Genomic DNA, 20,334 nt, shown 5'->3' with positions numbered 1-20,334 from the left:
AGGAATCACGTTCTAATCGACGCAGGGGCTGCAAGCCTGTCACGTCAGGCTTGCAGCGCTCGGCTGCCTTATTGTGGGTTGGCACGGGTGCTGGAGAGCAGCGACTTGAGGCTCGCAGCCTTCGGCTTGACCAGCCAGAAGCGGCGCAGGAAATCGTCCAGGTTCTCTGCCACGTTACGGCCCCACTCGCTGTCGGTCTCGGCCACGTACTCATCGAGCACGCTCTGCAGATGGGTACGGTAGGCTTCCATCGCTTCGCCGCTGATCCGCTGGATCTCGACCAGTTCGTGGTTGACCCGGTCAACGAAGGTGTTGTCCAGGTCCAGCACGTAGGCGAAACCACCGGTCATACCGGAACCGAAGTTGTAGCCGGTCTTGCCCAGCACGCAGACGAAGCCGCCGGTCATGTATTCGCAGCAGTGATCGCCGGTGCCTTCGACGATGGTGTGGGCACCGGAGTTACGCACGGCGAAACGCTCACCGGCCGTACCTGCGGCGAACAGCTTGCCGCCGGTTGCGCCGTACAGGCAGGTGTTACCGACAATGGCACTTTCCTGGGTCTTGAACGGGCTGCCTTTGGGCGGAACGATGACCAGCTTGCCGGCCGTCATGCCTTTACCCACGTAGTCGTTGGCGTCGCCTTCGAGGTACATGTTCAGGCCACCGGCGTTCCATACACCGAAGCTCTGCCCGGCAGTGCCCTTGAGGCGGAAGGTGATCGGCGCCTTGTTCATGCCCTGGTTGCCGTGCAGTTTGGCGATTTCGCCGGAGATGCGCGCACCGATGGAACGGTCGCAGTTGCACACGTCCAGCTCGAATTCGCCACCGCTCATCGACTCGATGGCCGATTTGGCCATTTCGACCATCTTCTCGGCCAGCAGGCCTTTGTCGAACGGCGGGTTACGGTCGACCAGGCTGAACTGCGGCTTGTCGGCCGGGATGTAATCGCTGCCCAGCAACGGGGTCATGTCCAGATGCTGTTGACGCTCGGTGTCGCCCGGCAGGATTTCCAGCAGGTCGGTACGGCCGATCAGCTCTTCCAGCGAGCGCACGCCCAGCTTGGCCAGCCACTCACGGGTTTCTTCGGCAATGTAGGTGAAGAAGTTGATCACCATGTCGACGGTGCCGATGTAGTGATCCTTGCGCAGCTTGTCGTTCTGGGTCGCCACGCCGGTCGCGCAGTTGTTCAGATGGCAGATACGCAGGTATTTGCAGCCCAGGGCGATCATCGGCGCAGTACCGAAACCGAAGCTCTCGGCCCCCAGAATCGCCGCCTTGATCACGTCCAGGCCGGTTTTCAGGCCGCCGTCAGTCTGCACCTTGACCTTGCCGCGCAAGTCGTTGCCGCGCAGGGTCTGGTGAGTCTCGGCCAGGCCCAGCTCCCACGGCGAGCCGGCGTACTTGATGGAGGTCAGTGGCGAAGCGCCGGTGCCGCCGTCGTAACCGGAGATGGTAATCAGGTCGGCATAAGCTTTGGCGACACCGGCCGCGATGGTGCCCACGCCGGCTTCTGCCACCAGCTTGACCGAAACCAGTGCCTGCGGATTGACCTGCTTAAGGTCGAAAATCAGCTGCGACAGGTCTTCGATCGAGTAGATGTCGTGGTGCGGCGGTGGTGAAATCAGAGTCACGCCAGGCACCGCATAGCGCAGTTTGGCGATCAGGCCGTTGACCTTGCCACCGGGCAACTGGCCGCCCTCACCGGGCTTGGCACCCTGTGCGACCTTGATCTGCAGCACTTCGGCGTTGACCAGGTACTCAGGAGTGACGCCGAAACGGCCGGTGGCGATCTGCTTGATCTTGGAGCTGCGGATGGTGCCGTAGCGCGACGGATCTTCACCGCCCTCACCGGAGTTGGAGCGCGCGCCCAGGCGGTTCATCGCCTCGGCCAGGGCTTCGTGAGCTTCCGGCGACAGTGCGCCCAGCGAGATACCGGCCGAGTCGAAGCGCTTGAGGATCGCCGGCAGCGGCTCGATTTCATCGAGGCTCAGCGGCTGCTCAAGGGTCTTGACCTTGAACAGGTCACGCAGCATCGACACCGGGCGGTTGTCCACCAGCGCGGTGTATTCCTTGAATTTCTCGTAGTTGCCCTGCTGCACGGCCGCTTGCAGGGTGTTGACCACGTCCGGGTTGTAGGCGTGGTATTCCCCACCGTAGACAAACTTCAGCAGACCACCCTGCTGGATCGGTTTGCGCGCACTCCAGGCCTCAGCGGCCAGCAGCTTCTGGTCGGACTCCAGGTCAACGAAACGTGCACCCTTCAGGCGGCTTGGCACGCCACGGAAGCTGAGGTTGCAGACCTCTTCGGACAGACCGATGGCTTCGAACAGCTGGGCGCCACGGTAGGAGGCCACGGTCGAGATACCCATCTTCGACAGGATTTTGAGCAAGCCTTTGGTAATGCCTTTACGGTAGTTCTTGAACACTTCGTAGAGGTCGCCCAGCACTTCACCGGTGCGGATCAGGTCGCCCAGCACTTCGTAAGCCAGGAACGGATAGACCGCCGAAGCACCGAAACCGAGCAACACCGCGAAGTGGTGCGGGTCACGGGCGGTCGCGGTCTCGACCAGGATGTTACTGTCGCAGCGCAGGCCCTGCTCGGTCAGGCGGTGGTGTACCGCACCGGTGGCCAGCGAAGCATGCACCGGCAGCTTGCCCGGCGCGATATGCCGGTCACTGAGAACGATCAGGGTATGCCCTGAACGTACGGCTTCTTCAGCCTGATCGGCAATATTGCGGACGGCAGCTTCCAGACCAACGCTTTGGTCGTAGTTCAGGTCGATGATGCAGCGCTCGAAGCCTGGACGCTCCAGGGTCATCAGGCTGCGCCATTTGGCCGGGGAAATCACCGGCGAGCTGAGGATCACCCGCGAGGCGTGCTCAGGCGACTCCTGGAAGATGTTGCGCTCGGCACCCAGGCAGATTTCCAGGGACATGACGATGGCTTCGCGCAGCGGGTCGATCGGCGGGTTGGTAACCTGCGCGAACTGCTGGCGGAAGTAATCGTAAGGCGAGCGGACCCGACGCGACAGCACGGCCATCGGTGTGTCATCACCCATCGACCCCACGGCTTCCTGGCCCTGCTCACCCAGCGGGCGCAACACCTGGTCACGCTCTTCAAAGGTGACCTGGTACATCTTCATGTACTGCTTGAGCTGGTCCTGGTTGTAGAAGGCCGAACCGTGGTCGTTGTCTTCCATGGTCGCCTGGATGCGCAAGGCGTTCTTGCGCAGCCACTGCTTGTACGGATGACGCGACTTGAGGCGGTTGTCGATGGCGTCAGTGTCGAGGATCTGGCCGGTCTCGGTGTCCACGGCAAAGATCTGGCCCGGCCCCACACGGCCTTTGGCGATCACGTCTTCAGGGGTGTAGTCCCAGACGCCGATTTCCGACGCCAGGGTGATGTAGCCGTTCTTGGTCATGACCCAGCGCGCCGGGCGCAGGCCGTTGCGGTCGAGCAGGCAGACCGCGTGGCGACCTTCGGTCATCACCACGCCGGCCGGGCCGTCCCACGGCTCCATGTGCATGGAGTTGTATTCGTAGAACGCGCGCAGGTCCGAGTCCATGGTCTCGACGTTCTGCCAGGCTGGCGGAATGATCATTCGCACGCCACGGAACAGGTCGATACCACCAGTGACCATCAGCTCCAGCATGTTGTCCATGCTTGAGGAGTCGGAACCGACACGGTTGACCAGCGGACCGAGCTCTTCAAGCTCCATCAGGTCGTTGGTGAACTTGGTGCGGCGAGCCTGGGCCCAGTTACGGTTACCGGTGATGGTGTTGATTTCACCATTGTGTGCCAGGAAGCGGAACGGCTGGGCCAGCGGCCACTTCGGCATGGTGTTGGTCGAGAAGCGCTGGTGGAATACGCAGATCGCGGTCTGCAGGCGCTCGTCGCCCAGGTCCGGATAGAAGGCTGCCAGGTCGGCAGGCATCATCAGGCCCTTATAGATGATGGTCTTGTGCGAAAAGCTGCAGATGTAGTGCTCTGCATCCTCGGCGTTGGCCACCGACGAACGGCGGCGGGCGCTGAACAGCTTGACCGCGAACTCCTGATCGCTCAGGCCTTCACCGCCGATGAACACCTGCTCGATGCGTGGCAGGCGCTCCAGGGCCAGACGCCCGAGCACGCTGGTGTCGATCGGCACCTGGCGCCAGCCAACCAGATTGAGACCTGCGGCCAGGATCTCGCGATTCATGTGCTCGCGGGCAGCCTCGGCCTTTTCGTCATTCTGGTTGAAGAACACCATGCCCACCGCATACTGGCGAGGCAGCTCGACACCGAACTGCTCTTTGGCCACGGCACGCAGGAACAGGTCGGGCTTCTGGATCAACAGACCGCAACCGTCACCGGTCTTGCCGTCAGCGTTGATACCGCCACGGTGGGTCATGCAGGTCAGGGCCGCCATAGCCGTCTGCAAGAGGTGATGGCTGGCTTCACCCTGCATGTGGGCGATCAGGCCAAATCCACAGTTAGCCTTGTGTACATCCGGATGGTACAGACCTGTTTTCATAGACACTTTCTCACCAGGCTGCCTGGGTTAGAGGCAAATTCTTCGGCTCAATCAACCGCTTCATCACGCCGAACGTACGCCGGCTTTGGAGAAGCAAAACGGAGGGCATTGTACACAGCAGGGCATGAGCCCACAAATTTAATGACTATTTACTGAAAAAGCGTGTCGCATTTATGAAGGTTTTAAAGTGACGCCCTATGTTAGTCAAATCTATTTTTGACGACCAAAGGGGGTTGGCAGGGGAGTTTGTAGCGCGGACACCGCCAGAATCACACCCTTGGCAGAAGGGTGCGTCCTGGGGATAAACAGCGGGATATCGAGGTAAGCGGCCCTTGGCGGGCCGCTTCAATCCGCACGCTTAGCGAGAAGCGCCGAGTTCTTGCTGGATGCTGGCCACAGTACGAGGCCAAGGTTTACCAGCCTGGACCTTGGCTGGCAAGTTTTTGATCGCAGCCAGGGCAGCATTGCGATCAGCAAAGTTACCGTAGGTGATCACATACAGGGGTTTGCCCTGCAGGGTTTTCTTGAAGTAGCGGTACTCACCGCCCTGCTCGGCGATGTAAGCCTGGGCAGTGGACTCGGAACTGGTCCCCAGGATCTGCACCACATAGCGACCAGGAGCCTGGCCGCTGTACCAGCTACCGCCTGTCGCCGGTTTGGCGGGTGCGGCTGCCACGGGCTTCTCGGCCGGCTTAGCCGCTGGTGCTGGTGCTGGCGCCGGGGCAGGTGCCGGCTTGGCAGTCGCCACCTGGGTCTGTGGAGCAGGAGCCGGAGCCGGCTTTGCAGCAGGCGCCGGTGCCGGCGCAGGTGCCGCTGGCGCAGGAATCGACGAGCGCGGCACTTCAGCAGCCTGGTGGCCGGCTGGCGGGGCGCTGGTGGTCACGGTAGGCGGGCTGGCAGGCGAGGTGCTAGGCACCGCGTCTTCGTCACTCGGACCGGAACCGGTCGCCTCGGCCAGTGGACCGCGCATGACCGGTTGCGAATTGCCGGCCAGCGGCAATGGCATCGGTTGCGAGTTGCCTGCAAACTCGATGGCCGGACCACCATTATTTGACTGCTGAGCAGGCTGGGTACCTTGCCCCAACGGCAATTGGGCCTGGGCATTGGTCGGCGGATTGGCCGTATTGCTCTTGTCGCCGCCCGGGATCAGCACTGCGGCGGCCACGGCGGCCACGACCACAGCCCCCAGGGCCAGTATGTGTTTCTTCGGCATGTTGAACCCTACGCTAGGGCGCTTGACCGCGGAGCGACTCGCGATCATCGCCTCGATCATTGAATCGCGGGCCACCTGGTTGATGATCCCGGGCCAGCCATCGGACTGCTCGTGGATATCGGCGATCTGATCGGCGCTCAGCAAGGCAATACCCTGTCCCGCACCGTCCAGGCGTTGTGCCAGATACTCACGAGTTTCTTCTTCGTTGTAGGGCTGCAGCTCGATAACGTGAAAGCGCTCGCCTTCGGTGTCACCGTGCATGCCGGCACATATCTGGTCGAGACGATCGATCAGCGATGCCTCACCGAACAGAAATACATGCGGACGCCCTTCCGGCGCGCCCTCAGCCAGCCCCAGCAGGGCTTCGAGTGCCGAATCACCGAGTTGTTCCGCATCGTCGAGCAGAATGTAGACTTCCTGTCCCGTCAGGGCCAGTTGCACGACCTGGGCAAGGATCGGCTTCATCTCGGCGCTGGAAATTCCCAGCGATTCGGCGACCTGCTGCAATACCCCGGCAGCATCACCGGCCGCACGTGCCGATATCACTACACTCTGCACGGACTGCTTGTTGGTGCTGGCGACCAGTGCCTGGCGCAGCAGGGTCTTGCCGCTGCCCTGGGGGCCGGTAACAGCCAGCAGCAACTGGCTGTAACGCGCCAGGTGATGCAACTGGCCCAGCACCGGCTTACGCTGGGCAGGGAAAAACTTGAAGCCAGGCACCCGCGCCGCAAAGGGGTCGTGACTCAACTGATAGTGGCCGAGAAAGGCCTCGTCGGCGTGCAAACTAGTCATCGGTCTTTCCATTAACCTCTAAGCTGATCCACCAGGGCGCGGTAATCCGTCACCAGAGTGGCCTTGAGTACGTCTTGCGGGTAGTCGTCAGTGACCACCGCCTCACCCAGCTGTCGCAGCAATACCAGGCGCATGCGGCCATCGATCACTTTCTTGTCGACCGCCATGTGCGCCATGAATTGCGCCTCAGTCATTTCCTGCGGCGGCACAACCGGCAATCCGGCGCGCAACAGCAGAGCAATACCACGATCGCGCTCCTGAGTGGTGATCCAGCCCAGCCGCGCGGACATTTCCAGAGCCATGACGGTGCCAGCCGAAACCGCCTCGCCATGCAGCCACACACCATACCCCATCTCGGTTTCGATGGCGTGGCCAAAGGTGTGACCCAGGTTCAGGGTCGCGCGAATTCCCGACTCACGCTCATCGGCACCTACCACCCGTGCCTTGGCCGCACATGAACGCTCGATGGCCGCTGTCAGCGCCACCTGGTCCAGGCCGCGCAACGCATCGATATTGTCTTCCAGCCAGCTCAGGAACGGTTCGTCGCAGATCAGGCCATACTTGATGACTTCGGCCAGACCCGCTGACAGTTCGCGCTCGGGCAGGGTGTTCAGCGAGCGGGTATCGATCAGCACCACCGATGGCTGGTAGAACGCACCGATCATGTTCTTGCCCAGCGGGTGATTGATGCCGGTCTTGCCACCGACCGAAGAGTCGACCTGGGACAACAGGGTGGTGGGGATCTGAATGAAGTTCACCCCACGCTGATAGCAGGCTGCGGCAAAACCCGCCATGTCACCGATCACACCACCGCCCAGGGCGATGACGGTGGTACGGCGATCATGCCGGGCGCCAAGCAGGCCGTCGAAGATCAGTTGCAGGGTTTCCCAGTTCTTGAAGGCCTCACCGTCAGGCAGCACCACCGGCAGAACCGTATAGCCGGCCAGAGTCTTGGTCAGGCGTTCCAGATACAGCGGCGCAACCGTGGTGTTGGTCACGATAGCCACCTGACGACCAACGATATGCGGTGTCAGAAGCTCAGGCTGGTCCAGCAGACCTTCGCCAATATGAATCGGGTAGCTACGCTCACCAAGATCGACCGTCAGAGTCTGCATGTTTCCCCACATTGATTAGCGATTGGGCGCTTTTCGCGCACCAGAGCAAAAGGCGGCGCCTGCCGCCTGCTGCTTTCGTTTTAATGGTCGCCGAGAATAGCGCATTTTCGGCCGCGCTTTAACGGGGAGCGAGCTCGGCCAGACGGCCCAGGATCTCCAGCACCACCATTCGCGGCGGCCGCTCGTCGGTTTCGATCACCACATCGGCAATCTCCCGGTACAGCGGATCACGCAGGGCCAGCAGATCAGCCAGCACCTGAGCCGGATTGGCAGTGCGCAACAGCGGACGATTGCGGTCACGGGCCGTACGACTGACCTGCTGTTCGACCGAAGCATGCAGATAGACCACCCGGCCGCCGGCATGCAGTGCCTTGCGGTTTGCTTCGCGCATCACCGCCCCGCCGCCGGTTGCCAGTACCAGCCCATCGGCAGCACAGAGTTCACCAATCACCGCCTGCTCACGCTCACGAAAGCCGGCCTCGCCCTCCCGATCAAAGATCCACGGGATGTTGGCACCGGTACGCAGCTCGATTTCCTTGTCCGAATCCTTGAACGGAAGTCGCAGTTCTTTGGCCAGCAAACGACCGATGGTGCTTTTGCCTGCCCCCATCGGCCCTACAAGTATTAGATTTCGCACAGAATCAACGACCCACAGCAATCGCCTGGTTGTTCATGATGCGTGGTGTCAGAAATACCAGAAGCTCGGATTTTGAATCAGACACCACGTCACGCCGGAAAAGGCGGCCAACATACGGCACATCGCCAAGGAATGGCACTTTTTCTACAACTTTACTTTGAGTGTTGGAAAACACGCCGCCAATAACAATAGTCTCGCCATCGGAAATCAGCACCTTGGCGTTGACCTCGTTTTTCCTGATCGGCGGCACACCCAGCACGGCATTGAGGTAATCCGGCTCGTCCTTGGTGACCTTGACCTCCATGATGATGCGGTTGTCCGGGGTGATCTGCGGGGTGACCTCCAGTGACAGCGAAGCCTCCTTGAAGCTCACCGTGGTCGCGCCACTGGAGCTGGACTCCTGATAGGGAATTTCGGTGCCTTTGAGGATCTTGGCGGTTTCCTTGTCAGAGGTGACAACCTTGGGCTGGGAGACGATCTCGCCGTTACCGCTCTTTTCCATGGCACTGAGTTCGAGGTCGATCAGGGTGTTGCTGGTCATGAAGCCGATGCCGAAGCCCGCCGTGGCATCCGGCGCGCCGAGATCGACGAACGGGATGTTGCGGTTCGAGGCAGCCGTACTCGTACCCGATGAACCCACATCGGTAGTGGCGTTGCTGCCACCCGAGGTGCTCGCGGAGGTGAGGTTGTCATCCAGCCCGTAGCCGATCCACTTGCCGCTGCCACTGGTCCGGCTGCCGCCCCAGCGAACGCCCAGCGCCTTGTCGTAATCGACGTTGGCCTCGACGATGCGCGCTTCGATCATCACCTGACGCACCGGAATGTCCAGCTGGGCAACGATGCGCCGCAGCTCATCAAGACGCTCCTGGGTCTGATAGGCAATGATGTTGTTGGTGCGCTCATCCACGGTGATCGAGCCACGTTCCTCGACCTGAGCCTCGGCACTGGTCACTGACTGAAACAGCTTGGCAATATCCGCAGCCTTGGCGTAGTTGACCTGCAACAGCTCACGACGCAGCGGTGCCAGCTCGGCGATCTGCTTTTGCGACTCCAGTTCCTGGCGCTCACGGGCGGCGATCTCGTCGGCCGGCGCCACCAGCAACACATTACCGATCTTGCGCTTGTCCAGGCCCTTGGTCTTGAGCACCAGATCCAGCGCCTGGTCCCAGGGCACATTCTGCAGACGCAGGGTAATGCCGCCCTGTACGGTGTCGCTGGCGACCAGGTTGAGGTTGGTGAAGTCGGCAATCAATTGCAGCACCGACCGCACATCAATGTCCTGGAAGTTGAGTGACAGCTTCTCGCCGGTATACACAGGTTTGTCCGCCGCACGGCGCTCCAGATCCTGATTGGTCAGAGGGCGGACGCTGATGGTCAGGCGGTTTTCGGTCTGATAGGCGGAATAGTCATAGGCCCCGGACGGCTCGATGCTGATACTGGTCTTGTCACCCGAGGTGGTTGCCGTGACGAACTGCACAGGGGTGGCGAAATCCTTGACATCCAGCCGTACACGCAAAGGGTCAGGGAGCTGGGTCTTGGCGAAGTCGACAAAGATTTTACCGTTGCGCTCCTGAATATCCGGAGCGATGCCAGCGCTGCTCAGGTCGATGAGAACATTGCCCTCACCCAGCTCACCACGCTGAAAATCCAGATTGCGTACGGCCCTGGCCCCTGGCGCGATGGCCACCCCCGAGGCGACTGCGGCAGGCCTGGCGGCGCCACTCGCAGCGGGCGTAGCGCCGCGTGCTGCAGCTTGCGCCGTGCCCGGCTGGGAGGCTTGCGCCGCGGTGGCGCCCTGACCGATGACAACGAACAGGTTATTGCCCTCAACCCGGGTGCTGTAGGGCGACAGGGTGGTCAGGTTGATGATGATTCGGGTGCGGTCGTTGGCCTGCACCACGACAACGCTACGGGCATTACCGGTCCCCAGATCGCGGCTGCGGTTGGTCAGCTGGGTGTTGACCCCGGGCAGGTCGAGTGCAATGCGCGCCGGCTGCTCGGTGGTGTAACCGCGAGGCGCAGCCACCGGAGCGTCGAACGCCAGTTTCAGTTCGATACGGTCTCCGGGCAGCGTGGCGACATCGAGCGTCTTGAGCGTGGCAGCCTGGACTATCGGAGCGACCATCGCAATCCATAGCGACACGCCGATAATCGAGAGAATCCTGGTCATGTTCAATTTCCGTTGTGCGGTGTTATGCATGCTTGGCTTTGCCCACTTCATGAGCGCTCTTTGAGAGGGATACTGCGCGGCCTTTCCAGCCAGCCCCCTTCCCCGTCAGGAACGATTTCAACAACTTCGACCTGCGCGTCACTGACCGACACAATACGGCCATTGCTACGCCCCAGATAGTCACCCACTTTGACCCGATGCACACCGCCGGCCCCGCTCAGCAGCGCGAATGTACCCGATTCATTACCTATCGTTCCGACCATTTCAAAGGTCTCGATATTGAAGCCTTCAAGAAACTGCTTAACCCGCGTCTCGTCCGGTTTGACCAGGCGCGAGCCGCGCTGGCGGTTCAGCGCATCAATTTTGACTGGCGGCTGAAAGGGGCTGCGCAAGCTTGAAGCGTTATAGGTAAAGGCTTCATAGGGCCTGAATTTGGGCAGTGCCTCGATGGTGCCGGTCGGCCGCGCCCTGGCATCCTCGACGAATACGGTCAGGTCAGAGTGATCATCGCTACCGCCACAACCTGCCAGCCCCAACACCGCCAGGCTGACGCACCACAGACGCGCCGCCTTCATTTTTTCAGCCCTTCATCGTTGTAACGATACGTCTTGGCGAGGATATTCATACGCAATTTGCTGTTGCTCTTGGGGTCGACCGGCTTGATCTCGAAGTCATGCAGGGTGACGATCCGCGGCAGACTCGCCACGCCGCTGACAAAGGTGGCCAGGTCGTGATACCCGCCCACCACCGTAATCTGGATCGGCAGTTCGATATAAAACTGTTGGGCCGCCTCAGGCAACAGCTTGATCTCCTCGAACTCCAGGCCGCTCCCCAACCCGGTGCGGGTGATGTCTTCAAGCAGCCCCGGCACCTCGGTATCACTGGGCAACTGCCGCAGCAGTGCACCAAAGGTATTTTCCATCTCGACCATCTGCTTCTTGTAAGGCTCCAGGTTTGCCGCCTGGAAGGCCTTGGCAGTGTATTGCTCCCTGAGTACGCCTTCGTTGGTGCGCGCGCCTTCGAGGCGGTTTTCCAGATCCTGAATATAAAAGAAATAGCCCAGCGCCAGCACCAGCATCATTAGCAGCCCACAGGCTGCCACTTTCACGGCCGCCGGCCACGACCCCAGATTGCTCATGTCCAGGTCGTTGAGGTCGATCTTGCGCAGGCCGTCCATCCATTCGGAGAAATTCACGGCGTGGCTCCTTCTGCCTCGGCGGGCTGGGTCTGGCGCACCGTCAACTGGAAGACATTGGTCTGGTCCGTAGCGTTGGCCTTGACCTCGATAAGTACGGGGCTTTCGAACCAGTCAGAAGCATCAAGATTACGCATCAGATCGGAAACGCGGTTGTTCGATTGCGCAACGCCGTTGATGGCAATCAGGTTGCCGGTCATTTTGACGTCGGAAAAATACACATCGTCAGGCAAGGTCCGCACCAACTGATCGAAGACGCGACCAATCACCGGCCGGTTGCCTTGCAGGTCCTGAATGATTTTCATCCGTTCGAGCAACTGCTTGCGGCGCGCTTTCAATTCGCTGATTTCCTTGATGCGCACGTCGAGCTGGGCCAGCTCACCCTGCAGGAAGGTGTTGCGTGCGTCCTGCTGATCAATGGCGTGGCTCAGGCCCTGGTCGATGAACAACACGATTGCCACCGCGACCACCAACGCCCCCACCAGCGCGGTGACAAAACGCTTCTTGCGCTCCTCGCGCTGTTGCTCGCGCCAAGGAAGAAGGTTGATCCGTGCCATCAGTCAAAACTCCTCATGGCCAGACCACAGGCAAGCATCAACGCTGGAGCATCGCTGGCCAGGGCCCCGGCATTGACCTTGGAACTCAGCGCCATATCGGCAAACGGGTTGGCGACCATGGTCGGCACGCCGAGACGCTTCTGGATCAGGTGCTCAAGACCGGCAATCGAAGCCGAACCGCCGGCCAGCATGATGTAGTCCACCGAGTTGTGCTGGCCGGCCGCAAAGAAGAACTGCAAAGAGCGCGAAACCTGCTGCACCATGGCGTCCTTGAAGGGCTCCAGCACCTCGCTGCCGTAGTCATCCGGCAGCCCGCCCTGCTTCTTGGCCAGCCCTGCCTCGCCCATCGACAGACCATAACGGCGCTGGATTTCCTCGGTCAGTTGCTTGCCACCGAACAACTGCTCACGGGTGTAGATGATGCGTCCCTGGTGGAGCACACTCAGCGTGGTCATGGTCGCGCCGATATCGACGACCGCAACGGTGAGCATTTCATGGCCTTTGCCCAGTTGGGCCGACAACAGGCTGAACGAGCGCTCCAGCGCATAAGCCTCGACGTCGACGACCCGGGCGGTCAGGCCGGCCAGCGCCAGGGCGGCTTCGCGGACCTCGACGTTCTCCTTGCGACACGCGGCCAGCAAGACCTCGACGCGCTCGGGGTTGCGCACCGAATACCCCTGCACCTCGAAATCGATGGCGACCTCTTCCAGCGGGTAGGGGATGTACTGGTCGGCTTCGAGCTTGAGCTGGTTCTCCATGTCATCATCCGACAACCCGGCATCCATCTCGACCACCTTGGTGATCACGGCAGAACCCGCCACCGCCACCGCCGCATTCTTGACGTTGGTACGGGCCTTGACCACGACGCGCCCCAACGCGCTGCCGACGCCTTCGAGCTCGGCAATGTTCTTTTCAACCACAGCATTGGCCGGCAATGGTTCGACCGCATAGGACTCGACTTTGTAACGGCTGCCGGAACGACTCAGTTCGAGGAGTTTTACCGCAGTGGAGCTAATATCGATCCCTAGAAGGGTGTGGGCCTTCTTGCTGAAGAGTTCGAACACGACCTGATTCCTATGCGTTTTCCGTCACTTACGGAACGTTTTGGGCACGACAGCGCCATAGACAGGCATGACATTAGCGCAAATCACGCCCGGAGACGAAAAATGCTTATAATGCCGGGCGCTTTTTGTTCACCAAACGCTTGCGACTGTATTGATTTGTTGATGCCCGCGCCCCTCTCATCTTCTTTTCTGGAAATCCAAAAGCCTTGATACGCCTGCTGAAGTTTTTCTGGTGGTCCCTCGTTGCAGTGTTCTGCTCACTGTTGCTGGGCCTGAGCGGAGCCTTTCTCTACCTGAGCCCGAACCTGCCCTCGGTTGAAGCCCTGCGCAGCATCCAGTTGCAGATCCCGCTACGGGTCTACAGCAGCGATGGCAAGCTGATCTCCGAATTCGGCGAAATGCGCCGCGCCCCAGTGCGTTTCGCGGACATTCCACCGAACTTCATCAATGCCCTGCTGGCGGCCGAAGATGACAACTTCGCCAACCACTACGGCGTGGACCCTTCCAGCCTGGCACGTGCAGCCAGTGAGCTGGTCAAGAGCGGCCATATCCAGTCGGGCGGCAGCACCATCACCATGCAGGTCGCGAAGAACTTCTTCCTGACCAGTGAGCGCAGTTTTTCGCGCAAAACCACTGAAATCCTGCTTGCCCTGCAAATCGAACGCCAGCTGACCAAGGACGAGATCCTTGAGCTGTACGTGAACAAGATCTACCTGGGCAACCGCGCCTACGGTATTGAAGCGGCTGCACAGGTCTATTACGGCAAATCGATCCGCGACGTCAGCCTGGCGCAAATGGCAACCATCGCAGGTCTGCCCAAGGCACCTTCACGCTTCAACCCACTGGCCAACCCGGCCCGCGCCAAAGAGCGCCGCGACTGGATTCTGGGGCGCATGTACCACCTCGGCAAAATCTCGCAAAGCGCCTATCAGGCCGCACTGAGCGAGCCGATGAACGCCAGCTATCACGTTCCGACGCCGGAAGTGTACGCCCCTTATATTGCAGAAATGGCCCGCGCCGAAATGGTCGGCCGTTATGGCAGCGAGGCCTATACCGAAGGCTTCCGCGTTACCACTACGGTGCCCAGCGATCTGCAGGAACACGCCAACAATGCTGTGCGCCAGGGCCTGATCGAGTATGACCAGCGTCACGGCTATCGTGGCCCGGAAAGCCGCTTCCCTGGCCTGACTCGCGCGGCATGGGTCCAGGAACTGGAGAAACAGCGTCCGGTCAACGGGCTTGAGCCCGCCATCGTCACCCAGGTCGACAAGACCGGCCTGCGCGTGTTGACCCGCAACGGAGAGAAAGAAGAACACGTCGATTGGGCCAGCATGAAATGGGCCCGCCCCTACCTGAACACCAACAGCATGGGCGCCAACCCTCGCCAGGCGGCTGACGTGGCCCAGGTGGGCGACCTGATCCGGGTCCTGCGCCAGCAAGACGGCACGCTCAAGTTCACCCAGATCCCGGCTGCACAGAGCGCCCTCGTATCGCTGGACCCGCGCAACGGTGCGATCCGTGCCTTGGTAGGCGGCTTCTCGTTCGAGCAAAGCAACTACAACCGCGCCATGCAGGCCAAACGGCAGCCGGGTTCGAGCTTCAAACCGTTCATCTATAGCGCAGCGCTGGACAATGGCTATACCGCTTCCAGCCTGGTCAACGACGCGCCGATCGTGTTCGTCGATGAAGCTGTCGACAAGGTCTGGCGCCCGAAGAACGACAACGGCACCTTCCTTGGCCCGATCCGCCTGCGTGAAGCACTGTACAAGTCGCGCAACCTGGTCTCGATCCGCCTGCTGCAACAACTGGGCGTGCAGCCGACCATCGACTACATCACCCGTTTCGGTTTCGCCAAGCAGGACCTGCCGCCCAACCTCTCGCTGTCGCTGGGCACCGCAACCCTGACGCCGATGGAGATCGCTACAGGCTGGGGCGTGTTCGCCAACGGCGGCTACAAGGTCAGCCCGTACCTGATCCAGACCATCGAAAACCGCGACGGCCAGGTTCTGTTCGCCGCCAACCCGGCGACCGTACCGGCCACCGAGGTCAAGACCGCACCGGACACCTCGACCTTCGCCGTACACGACACGCCGCCGATCGAAACCCTGACCCCTGCATCGGCCACTGACAATCCGGCCCCGGTGGTCGCCGAGCGGGTGGTCGACAGCCGGACCACCTACATCCTCAACAGCATCCTGCAGGACGTCATCAAACGCGGCACCGCACGTCGGGCACTGTCGATGAACCGCCCGGACATCGCCGGCAAAACCGGCACCACCAACGAGTCAAAGGACGCCTGGTTCTCCGGCTACAACGCCGACTACGTGACCACCGTCTGGACCGGCTTCGACCAGCCGGAAAGCCTGGGCCGGCATGAGTTTGGCGGGACCGTCTCGCTGCCGATCTGGATGGACTACATGAGTGCTGCGCTCAAAGACAAACCGCCGCACCAGCAAGCCGAGCCCGATGGCATCCTCAGCCTGCGGGTCGACCCGATCAGCGGCCGCGCCGCCACACCAAGCACGCCCAATGCGTTCTTCGAGCTGTTCAAGAGTGAAGACACGCCCCCGAGCGTCAACGAACTGGGCGGCAGCGTACCGGGCAGCCCGCTGCCGGCGGATGAGGCGGCACCCATAGACCTCTTCTGATCGACCTCGTAGGACCGGCTTTAGCCGGGAAGCCTTCGCGGCTAAAGCCGCTCCTACGCCCATAAAAAAACCGGCCATCAGGCCGGTTTTTTTTGGGGGGTTGCTGTCAGCCGTTGAACACGTCGTCAACGCTGGTCAGCGGGTAGTGCTTCGGATACGGCAGGGTCGCTACACCGCTTTCGATGGCCGCTTTTGCCACCGCGTCGGAAATCACACTCAGCAGGCGCACATCCAGCGGCTTGGGAATGATGTACTCACGACCGTATTCCAGCTTCACGCCGCCGTAGGCATCGCTGACTTCCTGAGGCACCGGCAGTTTGGCCAGTTCGCTCAGTGCCTTGGCTGCGGCGATTTTCATTTCTTCGTTGATGCGCTTGGCGCGTACGTCCAGGGCACCACGGAAAATGAACGGGAAGCCCAGGACGTTGTTGACCTGGTTCGGGTAGTCCGAGCGGCCGGTGGCCATGATCACGTCGCTACGGGTTTCGTGAGCCAGCTCCGGCTTGATTTCCGGGTCCGGGTTCGAGCAAGCGAACACGATCGGGTCACGAGCCATGCGCTTGAGGTCTTCAGCGCTCAGCAGGTTCGGACCAGACAGGCCAACAAACACGTCAGCACCGTCAAGAGCGTCACTCAGAGTGCGCTTTTCGGTTGCGTGGGCAAAGGCTGCCTTGTACTGGTTCAAGTCGGTACGGCCGGAATGAACGACGCCGGAGCGGTCGATCATGAAGATGTTTTCAATCTTGGCGCCCATGCTCACCAGCAACTTCATGCAGGAGATGGCCGCAGCGCCGGCACCCAGGCAGACGATCTTGGCGGTGTCGAGGCTCTTGCCGACGATTTCCAGCGCGTTGATCATGCCGGCTGCCGTCACGATGGCAGTACCGTGCTGGTCGTCGTGGAATACCGGGATGTCGCACTGTTCGATCAGGGCCTTTTCGATCTCGAAGCACTCAGGTGCCTTGATGTCTTCCAGGTTGATGCCGCCGAATGTGATGGAGATGCGCTTTACGGTATCGATGAAGGCTTGCGGGCTTTCAGAATCGACTTCGATATCGAACACGTCGATGCCAGCGAAACGCTTGAACAGAACCCCTTTGCCTTCCATGACCGGCTTGGAAGCCAGCGGCCCCAGATCGCCCAGGCCCAGAATGGCGGTGCCGTCGGAAATGACTGCTACCAGGTTACCCTTGCCGGTGTACTTGTAAGCCAGTTCAGGATCACGGGCAATTTCACGTACAGGTTCGGCAACGCCAGGGCTGTAAGCCAGCGACAGGTCACGGGCAGTTGCAGTTGGCTTGGTCAGTTCCACGCTCAGTTTTCCCGGACGGGGATTGGCGTGATATTCAAGCGCAGCGGTTTTCAGATCGGACATGTTATAGGATTTCCGCTTTATTACGGTGGGACAGACGAACCGTCGAGGATACGCAAGATGCATAATCCTCACAAGACTGGTCAGTCACTGCTGTCAAGAGGGCGAATGTCGGGATTGCATTTCTGGAATAGATAATGTCGCACTAATGCAAAATCTGACCGAATCCTGCTATCAATTCGGTGTTTCAAGCCTCTGCGGGGGCTGGATTGTCACCCGCCAACACACTTGCCATGACTCTAGACCACTCTGGCACAGCCGTTTGCCAGAGTTGCATTTGCCCTGTCCGAACCGGACTGCGTCGAAGTGACGCAGCGCCTGAATACCCAATCGAGCAAACGACAGACATGAAAAAGGCGCCCGCAAGGGGCGCCTTTTCGAGTTACCAGGACCGGCCCGAAGGGCCGTCCGGGAACCGCGATTACTGTGCTTTGGCAGCGCCGAAAGCACCGAAGCGGGACTTGAAGCGGTCAACACGACCACCAATGTCCAGAGTCTTCTGCTTGCCGGTGTAGAACGGGTGGCACTCGTTGCACACGTCCAGGCTCAGAGGCTTGGCCAGGGTGGAACGGGTCTTGATGACGTTACCGCAGCTGCAGGTGGCGTCGATCGCTTCGTAAACTGGATGGATATCGGCTTTCATGGGGACTTCCTCGAATGGCGGGCCGCCACCCGACACTATTGTCGGATACCGCACGCAAAATAGGCGGCAAATATTACCAGACAATTGCCATTACGCAAACGAACCTTAAAGCCGACTGTCGTCTGTTACCATCGCCCATCCGCCCCCGATTGCCATACGGAACTGCTCGCGTGCCCGACGTCATCCTGCGCCTTGCCCTGCCTTCGCCGCTGCGCCGCCTGTTCGACTACCGCGCCCCGGCCGGTACGCCGCGCAACGCACTGCAACCGGGCATGCGCCTGCGCGTACCGTTCGGGCGCCGGGAAATGATCGGTGTATTGGTAGAAATCAGCGATCACAGCGAAGTGCCCGCCGACAAGCTCAAACCGGCCATTGCCCTGCTCGACAGCCATTCACCATTGCCGCCAGCGCTGTTCAAGCTGTGCCTGTGGACCGCGCAGTATTATCAGCACAGCCTGGGCGACACCCTGAGCTGGGCGCTGCCGGTGCTGCTGCGCCAGGGCGAACCGGCCGAGAGCCGTCAGGAACGGTTCTGGCAGGTGACGGCCGGTGCCGACCCACAGGATCCACGCATCAGCAACGCCCCGGCACAACGTAAAGCCCTGGCCACCCTGGCGCAGCACCCGCATGGCGTGGCTCATCAGCTACTCGACAAGCTGATGCTGAACAAAAACAGCCTCAACCTGCTGCTGGCCAAAGGGCTGGTCGAGGTCCAGGTACGCAGCCAGGCGCCTGCGCCGCGTCACGAACACTGGCTGGCCCAGCCCGAACTGCCCCTCAACGACGAACAGCGTGCCGCCTGCGAAGCGATTCAGGCTGGCTTTGGCAGTTTTCATGCCTGCCTGCTGGCAGGCGTCACCGGCAGCGGCAAGACCGAGGTGTATCTACAACTGATCCACCAGACCCTGATGGCTGGCAAGCAGGCGCTGGTACTGATCCCGGAGATCAACCTCGGCCCCCAGACCCTGGCGCGCTTCGAGCAACGCTTCAATGCCCGCATCGCATTGCTGCATTCGGCGGTCAATGACCGTGAGCGCCTCGACCACTGGCTGGCGGCCCGCGATGGTGACGCCGACATCATTATCGGCACCCGCTCGGCGCTGTTCACGCCGATGAAAAATCCGGGGCTGATCATCATCGATGAAGAACACGACGGTTCCTATAAACAGCAGGAGGGCTTGCGCTACCACGCCCGCGACCTGGCCATCGTCCGCGCCCGCCAGGAAAACATCCCCATCGTGCTCGGCTCGGCCACACCGTCACTGGAAAGCCTGCACAACGCCTACACCGGTCGCTATGGCCTGCTGCGCCTCAACCAGCGCGCCGGAGGGGCCAAACAGCCCCGCTTCCTGCGCCTGGACGTCAAGAGCCGGCCACTGGACAGCGGTATTTCCGGGCCGATGCAACAGGCCATCGGCCAGACCTTGAGCGCAGGTCAGCAAGTGCTGGTGTTCCTCAACCGCCGCGGCTTTGCCCCGACCCTGCTGTGCCATGACTGCGGCTGGCTGTCAGGTTGCCCGCGCTGCGATGCGCGCATGACCGTCCACCAGCGCTCTGGCGAACTGCGCTGCCATCACTGTGGGTACTCCGAACGGGTACCGCGCCAGTGCCCGTCGTGCGGCAAGGTCGATCTGCGCCCCATCGGCGCCGGCACCGAACGCGCCGAGGAGCGCCTGGCGATTCTGTTCCCCGATTACCCGGTGTTACGGGTCGACCGCGACAGCACCTCGCGCAAAGACGCGATGAACCAGCTGTTTGCCACCATCCAGCGCGGTCAGCCGTGCATCCTGGTCGGCACCCAGATGCTTGCCAAGGGTCATCACTTTCCACGGGTCACGCTGGTGGCGATCCTGGATGCCGATGGCGGGCTGTTCTCCGGCGATTTCCGCGCCAGCGAGCGCATGGCGCAATTGATCGTCCAGGTGGCCGGGCGCGCAGGGCGTGCCGAAGAGCCAGGCAAGGTGATTATCCAGACCCATCTGGCCGACCATCCGCTACTCGTCCAATTGACCGAACAAGGCTACTTCGCCTTTGCCGAACAGGCCCTGAGCGAGCGCCGCGGCGCTGGTCTGCCGCCCTTCTCGCACCTGGCACTGCTGCGCGCCGAAGCCCACAAACCCGGACAGGCCGAGCTGTTTCTGGATCAAGCCTGCGCCGAGGCCGAGCAACTGCTGGAGCAAATCGATCCCGGCGGCATCGAACTTCTTGGCCCGGTTCCGGCTCCGATGGAACGCCGCGCCGGACGCTATCGGGCACAACTGTTGGTCCAGGCCAATGCCCGCGCACCGTTGCATCGACTGCTCAGTAGCTGGCTGCTGATCCTCGAACAGATGCCCAGTGGCCGCCAGGTGCGCTGGTCGTTGGACGTTGACCCGGTCGACCTGTATTGAAACGAAACCGACACGGGCATGCGT

13 protein-coding genes are annotated in these 20,334 nt (G+C 61.1%); 2 read left to right on the top strand and 11 right to left on the bottom strand.

All coding sequences use genetic code 11. The features are described 5' to 3' along the window. Positions 1-68: 68 nt before the first annotated feature. The 9 genes from gltB to NJC40_RS08405 form a co-directional block, all read right to left on the bottom strand. Positions 69-4,514 carry a glutamate synthase large subunit gene (gltB, locus tag NJC40_RS08445; protein ID WP_045486534.1) on the bottom strand — a complete coding sequence of 1,482 codons (4,446 nt, stop codon included), beginning with the start codon at positions 4,512-4,514 and terminating at the stop codon, positions 69-71. A gap of 358 nt (positions 4,515-4,872) precedes the next feature. Continuing rightward, positions 4,873-6,519, bottom strand: a complete 1,647-nt coding sequence (locus tag NJC40_RS08440; protein ID WP_253112242.1) for an AAA family ATPase — start codon at positions 6,517-6,519, stop codon at positions 4,873-4,875. Between the two features lie 11 nt (positions 6,520-6,530). Further along, complete coding sequence (gene aroB / locus NJC40_RS08435) at positions 6,531-7,634, bottom strand: 3-dehydroquinate synthase (protein WP_253112240.1); 1,104 nt, start codon at positions 7,632-7,634, stop codon at positions 6,531-6,533. A gap of 118 nt (positions 7,635-7,752) precedes the next feature. After that, positions 7,753-8,271 carry a shikimate kinase AroK gene (aroK, locus tag NJC40_RS08430; protein WP_045494141.1) on the bottom strand — a complete coding sequence of 173 codons (519 nt, stop codon included), beginning with the start codon at positions 8,269-8,271 and terminating at the stop codon, positions 7,753-7,755. A 4-nt stretch (positions 8,272-8,275) separates the two neighbouring features. After that, positions 8,276-10,441 carry a type IV pilus secretin PilQ gene (locus tag NJC40_RS08425; protein ID WP_253140269.1) on the bottom strand — a complete coding sequence of 722 codons (2,166 nt, stop codon included), beginning with the start codon at positions 10,439-10,441 and terminating at the stop codon, positions 8,276-8,278. A gap of 47 nt (positions 10,442-10,488) precedes the next feature. Next, positions 10,489-11,016, bottom strand: a complete 528-nt coding sequence (locus NJC40_RS08420; protein WP_045486523.1) for a pilus assembly protein PilP — start codon at positions 11,014-11,016, stop codon at positions 10,489-10,491. Next, positions 11,013-11,636: a type 4a pilus biogenesis protein PilO gene (pilO, locus tag NJC40_RS08415; RefSeq protein WP_045486520.1), complete on the bottom strand. Its 624-nt coding sequence runs from the start codon at positions 11,634-11,636 to the stop codon at positions 11,013-11,015. Before pilO ends, NJC40_RS08420 begins: the two co-directional genes overlap by 4 nt. Continuing rightward, positions 11,633-12,193, bottom strand: a complete 561-nt coding sequence (locus NJC40_RS08410) for a PilN domain-containing protein (protein ID WP_045486517.1) — start codon at positions 12,191-12,193, stop codon at positions 11,633-11,635. The genes pilO and NJC40_RS08410 overlap by 4 nt, the downstream gene beginning before the upstream one ends. Next, complete coding sequence (locus tag NJC40_RS08405; protein ID WP_045486514.1) at positions 12,193-13,257, bottom strand: pilus assembly protein PilM; 1,065 nt, start codon at positions 13,255-13,257, stop codon at positions 12,193-12,195. Before NJC40_RS08405 ends, NJC40_RS08410 begins: the two co-directional genes overlap by 1 nt. A gap of 209 nt (positions 13,258-13,466) precedes the next feature. On the opposite strand from NJC40_RS08405, the gene NJC40_RS08400 reads away from it, so the two are divergent. Next, complete coding sequence (locus tag NJC40_RS08400; protein WP_373568466.1) at positions 13,467-15,905, top strand: penicillin-binding protein 1A; 2,439 nt, start codon at positions 13,467-13,469, stop codon at positions 15,903-15,905. 106 nt (positions 15,906-16,011) lie between these two features. On the opposite strand, the gene NJC40_RS08395 is transcribed toward NJC40_RS08400, so the two are convergent. Together NJC40_RS08395 and rpmE are read right to left on the bottom strand one after the other, a co-directional pair. Next, complete coding sequence (locus tag NJC40_RS08395) at positions 16,012-17,280, bottom strand: malic enzyme-like NAD(P)-binding protein (protein WP_045486508.1); 1,269 nt, start codon at positions 17,278-17,280, stop codon at positions 16,012-16,014. A 418-nt stretch (positions 17,281-17,698) separates the two neighbouring features. Further along, entirely contained in the window at positions 17,699-17,920 is a 222-nt protein-coding gene (gene rpmE / locus NJC40_RS08390) for a 50S ribosomal protein L31 (RefSeq protein WP_045486504.1), read from the bottom strand. A gap of 170 nt (positions 17,921-18,090) precedes the next feature. On the opposite strand from rpmE, the gene NJC40_RS08385 reads away from it, so the two are divergent. Next, positions 18,091-20,310: a primosomal protein N' gene (locus NJC40_RS08385; RefSeq protein WP_045486501.1), complete on the top strand. Its 2,220-nt coding sequence runs from the start codon at positions 18,091-18,093 to the stop codon at positions 20,308-20,310. Positions 20,311-20,334 lie beyond the last annotated feature (24 nt).

Origin of the sequence: Pseudomonas sp. 21LCFQ02, from assembly GCF_024129895.2 — a bacterium.
Classification (GTDB): Bacteria; Pseudomonadota; Gammaproteobacteria; order Pseudomonadales; family Pseudomonadaceae; genus Aquipseudomonas.
The sequence above is the reverse complement of the archived record's forward strand: the minus strand, read 5'-3'. Positions and strand labels throughout refer to the sequence as shown.

Bases quoted from the DNA above. Each gene is read 5' to 3' on its own strand.
- rpmE (WP_045486504.1), bottom strand. From the start codon at position 17,920: ATGAAAGCCGATATCCATCCAGTTTACGAAGCGATCGACGCCACCTGC.
- gltB (WP_045486534.1), bottom strand. From the start codon at position 4,514: ATGAAAACAGGTCTGTACCATCCGGATGTACACAAGGCTAACTGTGGA.
- NJC40_RS08440 (WP_253112242.1), bottom strand. From the start codon at position 6,519: ATGACTAGTTTGCACGCCGACGAGGCCTTTCTCGGCCACTATCAGTTG.
- NJC40_RS08425 (WP_253140269.1), bottom strand. From the start codon at position 10,441: ATGACCAGGATTCTCTCGATTATCGGCGTGTCGCTATGGATTGCGATG.
- NJC40_RS08420 (WP_045486523.1), bottom strand. From the start codon at position 11,016: ATGAAGGCGGCGCGTCTGTGGTGCGTCAGCCTGGCGGTGTTGGGGCTG.
- aroB (WP_253112240.1), bottom strand. From the start codon at position 7,634: ATGCAGACTCTGACGGTCGATCTTGGTGAGCGTAGCTACCCGATTCAT.
- NJC40_RS08410 (WP_045486517.1), bottom strand. From the start codon at position 12,193: ATGGCACGGATCAACCTTCTTCCTTGGCGCGAGCAACAGCGCGAGGAG.
- NJC40_RS08395 (WP_045486508.1), bottom strand. From the start codon at position 17,280: ATGTCCGATCTGAAAACCGCTGCGCTTGAATATCACGCCAATCCCCGT.